The following is a 4,638-nucleotide window of genomic DNA, read 5'->3' on the forward strand; positions in this document are numbered from 1 at the left end:
CTTGACGCACTTGTCAACATCGCCGCCTCCGCACACCTGGAAATAGAAATCCGGGTAAAAGCGGCTGCATAATCACGAAGTGTCAAATGAGCACATTTTGCGTTGTGGCGCGAGCGAGTGCCGAACGGAGCCCCAGCCAGAGCCCGGCTTAGGGAACAACGAGCTCACTCAGTGCTGCATGGCGAGGCAACTACTGCTTTTGCGGCTTCTGTGAATCCGGCTCTTCGCCTTCGACCGGAGCGGTGTTGATGCTCCTCGACTGCAGGCGCTGCAGTTCTTCGAGCCGTTCGCCTTTGACGATCTCGGGATCAAGCCGCTCGTTAGGATTCTGCGCCAATGAACGCGCCGCTTCGCTTGCGGCTTGTGCCTCGGGTGCAAGGCCGCGGCCTCGTGACCGTGACCCACGTCGACGACCTGGTCGGCACACCAGCTCTTGTCGAAGCCGGCACCGAACGTGCCGTCCCAGTGCGTAGACCGGGGACAAGGTAGATGTTGCCTGTGCCCTTAGAGCGTCCGACCCTCGGCTATCAATCAGGCTGTGCCGTTCGTGCGGGTCCGCTTCGCAGGCGCGGACGCTTCCGGCTCCTTGGGTTTACGGCCGAGGCCCATGCTCTTGGCCAATGCCGAGCGCGCCGCGGCGTAGTTTGGCGCGACCATCGGATAGTCAGAAGGCAAGCCCCATTTGACACGGTATTCGTCCGGCGTCAGACCGTAGTGGGTCGACACATGCCGCTTCAGCGACTTGAACTTCTTCCCGTCATCCAGACAGATAATGTAGTCCGGCGTGACCGATTTCCTGACGGACACTGCTGGATTGAGAACTTCCGGCTTGTCCGGTGCGGAGCCGGCGACCGCTCCCTTCAGTGCCGCATGCACCTGGCCGATCAGGGCGGGAAGTTCGCTCACTGGAACCGGATTGTTGGAGACATAGGCAGAGACAACGTCGGCGGTGAGCTCGATCAGGGCATCGGTGTTGTTGACTGCTTCTTCTGTCATGGGCGCTCCTTATGGCATGATCAACAGTCGGCGAAGTTTTCCGCTTTTAGTGAGGCCCGGGCGCGAACGCAACGAAAGCCTCGGCGAGATTCATGCGTAACGCATTCGCCCCCGAGAGGTCGTGGCATCCGGCGGTAGCACTTGTTCATCCGTCCGCTTCCACTCGCCGCTGGACGCGACCCCCTGCTTTCGCAGCGGATTCGCGGTTCATTCTTCCAGAAAGAAGTATTCGTTTCGGCCACAGCGGCAAAAAACTTGCCCCTTAAGTTAAATGCCCTGATCCTGCCATTCCTCCGTGGACACGTGCGCTGGGAGAAACCCCTACGCGATACCTGTACTCGGAAGGAAGGCTCGGCCAATGAGCAGTGTGGCGCGCGCAGATGCGTATCCAGTTTCGTCGGCGACGTTTGCGCCGCTCGAAAACCCGACCTTTCGTTCGATCTGGCTTGCCACACAGGTTTCCAGCTTCGGATGGCTGATGCAGTCCGTGGCCATCAGCTGGCTGATGGCCACAATCTCGACTTCCGATCTGATGGTCGCGCTGGTGCAGGCTTCATCGACGCTGCCGGCGTTTATCTTATCGGTCTTCGCCGGCGCCATCGCCGACAATTTCAGCCGTCGCAGGGTCATGTTCGCAGGTCGGTGCCTGATGGCGGTGGCATCTGCCGTGCTGACTGGTTTTGTCGCGCTCGGCCTTGTCGATCCGTGGACCATACTCGGCTTCAGCTTTTTGATTGGATGCGGCGCCGCTTTCAATGATCCCGCCTGGCAGGCGTCGGTTGGCGACATCGTCGACAGGCGCGACGTTCCAGCTGCCGTCACGCTCATCTCGGTCGGCTTCAATACTGTGCGAAGCGTAGGCCCGGCGCTCGGCGGCATTGTCGTCGCCTCCTTTGGACCTCTGACGGCCTTCGCTCTCACCACGCTCAGCTATCTGTCGCCACTTTGCGCCATATGGCGTTGCAAGTGGAATGTTCGCTCTTCACCGCTGCCGCGCGAGTCGATGGCAACGGCGATCCATGACGGGGTGCGCTTCACGGCGATGTCGTCGGAAATCAAGGCGGCGACCGCGCGCGGAACCCTGTTTGGCTTGACGAGCATTTCGATCCTCGCGCTGCTGCCTCTGGTCGCTCGCGATCAGCTGGGCGGGGGACCGATCGTCTACGGCATCCTGATGGCCGGCTTCGGAGCCGGCGCTTTTCTGGCCGGCATCTGCAACAGCTACTTCAGGCGGATGATGTCCCAGGAACGTCTTATAACGCTCGCGAGCATTGCCTGCGCGGCGTGTTGTCTTTCCCTTGCACTCACGCCTTCGCTGGCGGTGGCGGCCATTGCGCTGGCACTCGGCGGCGCCGGCTGGGTCATCACCTGGACCGGGCTTGGCGTGAGCGTCCAATTGGCCAGCCCAAGGTGGGTCGTTGGTCGCACTCTCTCGATCTATTATGCCTTGACGTACGGAGGCATCGCGGCCGGCAGTTGGCTTTGGGGTACGGTGGCCGAAAATTATTCCCCGACACTGTCCCTGGAGGGCTCCGCTGGAGCTCTCTTGCTGGTCGCCGCCACCGGGTTCCTGTTGCCCATCCGTCAATGGAAAGAGCAAGAACAGGATCCTTTGGTATTCAAAGCGCCGGAGGTCGCCGTCGACTTGACGTCGAGAAGCGGCCCGATCGTCGTTAAGATCGAGTATTCAATACCTGGGAGAAATGTCGAGGCTTTCCTGGACCAGATGCGAGAACGGCGCCGAGTACAAAGCCGCGTCGGCGCTCGGCATTGGACCCTGCAGCGCGATCTTCAGGATCCATCGCTTTGGACAGAAACATTCCGCACGCCGACCTGGATGGACTATCTGCGCCTCAACCATCGCCTTACCGCGGCGGACAAGGACTTGGACCAGCGGCTCCTCGAATTGCACGCCGGCGAACTTCCACCGCGCACCAACATTTCGATTGAGCGGCCGACGGGGCCCACCCGCAGGCGGGATCATTCGACGCCATTTTTCTCCAGGCGTTGAATGGCAAGGTGCCGGCACGCCTTGTTCCGAACCACCCCTCGCATGGCGGCAGAAGCGTTTCGCGATTTCTGGGACAATGCCGATGAGATTGATCTGATCCCACCGGATGACAGGCTTGCTGAAACGTGGCCTCGTTGGACGATTGAACAGTGCCGTCACTTTACCTTCTTGACACGAATATCATCATTGCAGCGCTGAAAGGGCATGCCGAGATACGCAGCCTTGGAATCGGAGCAACTGAGCGCCATGCGGCTTTCAGCTATCGTCTTGGGCGAACTGGAGTTCGGTGCGGAAAAAGCGCCTATGGCGACCGCAACCGGGCGCGAGTTAATTGGGATCGACTACGACACCACCCGCCTCTGTGCGAGAATTCGAGCATCTTTTGACGTCCGGGGAACGCCAATCGGTGCGTCGCCAGCCTTCCTGTTTACGGAATATTAGGCCTGTTTTGGCACCATCGATCCGGGCGGCTGAGTAGTGCGTTCCGCCCGCACCCCATTTCAGTCCTTGGGGCTGCCAAGCCGCCGGGTGGAGCGGTTTGCTGCTTCGCAGAAGCGCCGTCTTTCGACCGATCTGGGACGCCAAGACCTTTCGGTGATTTCGGTCTCGAGCTGACCGACAGCTACGGGCTCGCCGAACGGAGGCCGTTGCTGGCGCTGCGGTCGCCTCGGCGATAGGACAGCCTGCGAAATCATAATTCCGGCTGTCTGCAATCGCCTCACGAGCGTCTTGACTCTCCTATGTCAGGAGCCTATCCCCCGCGCTGTTAGCACTCGCCATAGGTGAGTGCTAAGTTAGTCCGGTGTCGCCGGGCTGCTATTGGTTTGTCCGGCGCCGCCGGACGGAGGAACTGTTTCTCACCGTTCTCATTCGAGGAAGAAAACATGGCAAAGTCGAAGTTCCGCCCGCTTCATGACCGCGTGGTCGTTCGCCGGGTCGAATCCGAATCCAAGACCGCCGGCGGGATCATCATCCCGGATACGGCGAAGGAAAAGCCGCAGGAAGGCGAGATCATCGCTGTCGGCTCCGGCGCTCGTGACGAAGCTGGCAAGCTGGTTCCCCTGGACGTCAAGGCTGGCGACCGCATCCTGTTCGGCAAGTGGTCGGGCACCGAAGTCAAGCTCAATGGCGAAGACCTTCTGATCATGAAGGAATCCGACATCATGGGCATCATCGGCTGATTATCGGCCTCACCGTCAACTGAATTTTCGGGCTTGATCCCAAGCCCCTGCCAGGAGCTAAAACATGGCTGCCAAAGACGTAAAATTCTCCCGCGACGCCCGTGAGCGCATGCTGCGCGGCGTCAACATCCTCGCCGACGCGGTGAAGGTCACGCTCGGCCCCAAGGGCCGCAACGTCGTCATCGACAAGTCGTTCGGCGCACCGCGCATCACCAAGGACGGCGTCACCGTCGCCAAGGAAATCGAGCTTGCGGACAAGTTCGAGAACATGGGCGCGCAGATGGTCCGCGAAGTTGCTTCGAAGACCAACGACATCGCCGGCGACGGCACCACGACCGCGACCGTCCTGGCGCAGTCGATCGTCCAGGAAGGCCACAAGGCGGTTGCCGCCGGCATGAACCCGATGGACCTGAAGCGCGGCATCGATCTGGCCGTCACCGAAGTCGTCGC

The 4,638-nt window shown here is 60.6% G+C and carries 7 protein-coding genes; 4 read left to right on the forward strand and 3 right to left on the reverse strand.

From position 1 onward, the window contains the following. Window positions 1–190: 190 nt before the first annotated feature. The 3 genes from ACFFNA_RS35150 to ACFFNA_RS35160 all read right to left on the reverse strand — a co-directional run bounded on the left by ACFFNA_RS35150 (window position 191) and on the right by ACFFNA_RS35160 (window position 1,509). Window positions 191–337 carry a hypothetical protein gene (locus ACFFNA_RS35150; RefSeq protein ID WP_378924473.1) on the reverse strand — a complete coding sequence of 49 codons (147 nt, stop codon included), beginning with the start codon at window positions 335–337 and terminating at the stop codon, window positions 191–193. Between the two features lie 194 nt (window positions 338–531). Further along, window positions 532–996 carry a Ros/MucR family transcriptional regulator gene (locus tag ACFFNA_RS35155; RefSeq protein WP_378924475.1) on the reverse strand — a complete coding sequence of 155 codons (465 nt, stop codon included), beginning with the start codon at window positions 994–996 and terminating at the stop codon, window positions 532–534. Window positions 997–1,317: 321 nt separating this feature from the next. Continuing rightward, on the reverse strand, window positions 1,318–1,509 hold the full coding sequence (locus tag ACFFNA_RS35160) for a hypothetical protein (RefSeq protein WP_378924488.1): 192 nt from the start codon (window positions 1,507–1,509) through the stop codon (window positions 1,318–1,320). Here ACFFNA_RS35160 and ACFFNA_RS35165 point away from each other — a divergent pair. The 4 genes from ACFFNA_RS35165 to ACFFNA_RS35180 all read left to right on the forward strand — a co-directional run. Next, window positions 1,436–3,007, forward strand: coding sequence for an MFS transporter (locus tag ACFFNA_RS35165; protein WP_378924486.1), 1,572 nt, complete (start codon window positions 1,436–1,438; stop codon window positions 3,005–3,007). The genes ACFFNA_RS35160 and ACFFNA_RS35165 overlap by 74 nt on opposite strands. A gap of 222 nt (window positions 3,008–3,229) precedes the next feature. After that, window positions 3,230–3,448 carry a PIN domain-containing protein gene (locus tag ACFFNA_RS35170; protein WP_378924477.1) on the forward strand — a complete coding sequence of 73 codons (219 nt, stop codon included), beginning with the start codon at window positions 3,230–3,232 and terminating at the stop codon, window positions 3,446–3,448. Window positions 3,449–3,891: 443 nt separating this feature from the next. Then, complete coding sequence (groES, locus tag ACFFNA_RS35175) at window positions 3,892–4,188, forward strand: co-chaperone GroES (protein WP_006203049.1); 297 nt, start codon at window positions 3,892–3,894, stop codon at window positions 4,186–4,188. A gap of 64 nt (window positions 4,189–4,252) precedes the next feature. After that, window positions 4,253–4,638, forward strand: a 386-nt coding sequence (locus tag ACFFNA_RS35180) for a TCP-1/cpn60 chaperonin family protein (RefSeq protein WP_378924484.1), incomplete at its 3' end; no start/stop codon positions are given.

Origin of the sequence: Mesorhizobium kowhaii, assembly GCF_042431665.1 — a bacterium.
Taxonomy (GTDB): Bacteria; Pseudomonadota; Alphaproteobacteria; order Rhizobiales; family Rhizobiaceae; genus Mesorhizobium; species Mesorhizobium kowhaii.

Bases quoted from the DNA above. Each gene is read 5' to 3' on its own strand.
- ACFFNA_RS35155 (WP_378924475.1), bottom strand. From the start codon at position 996: ATGACAGAAGAAGCAGTCAACAACACCGATGCCCTGATCGAGCTCACC.
- groES (WP_006203049.1), top strand. From the start codon at position 3,892: ATGGCAAAGTCGAAGTTCCGCCCGCTTCATGACCGCGTGGTCGTTCGC.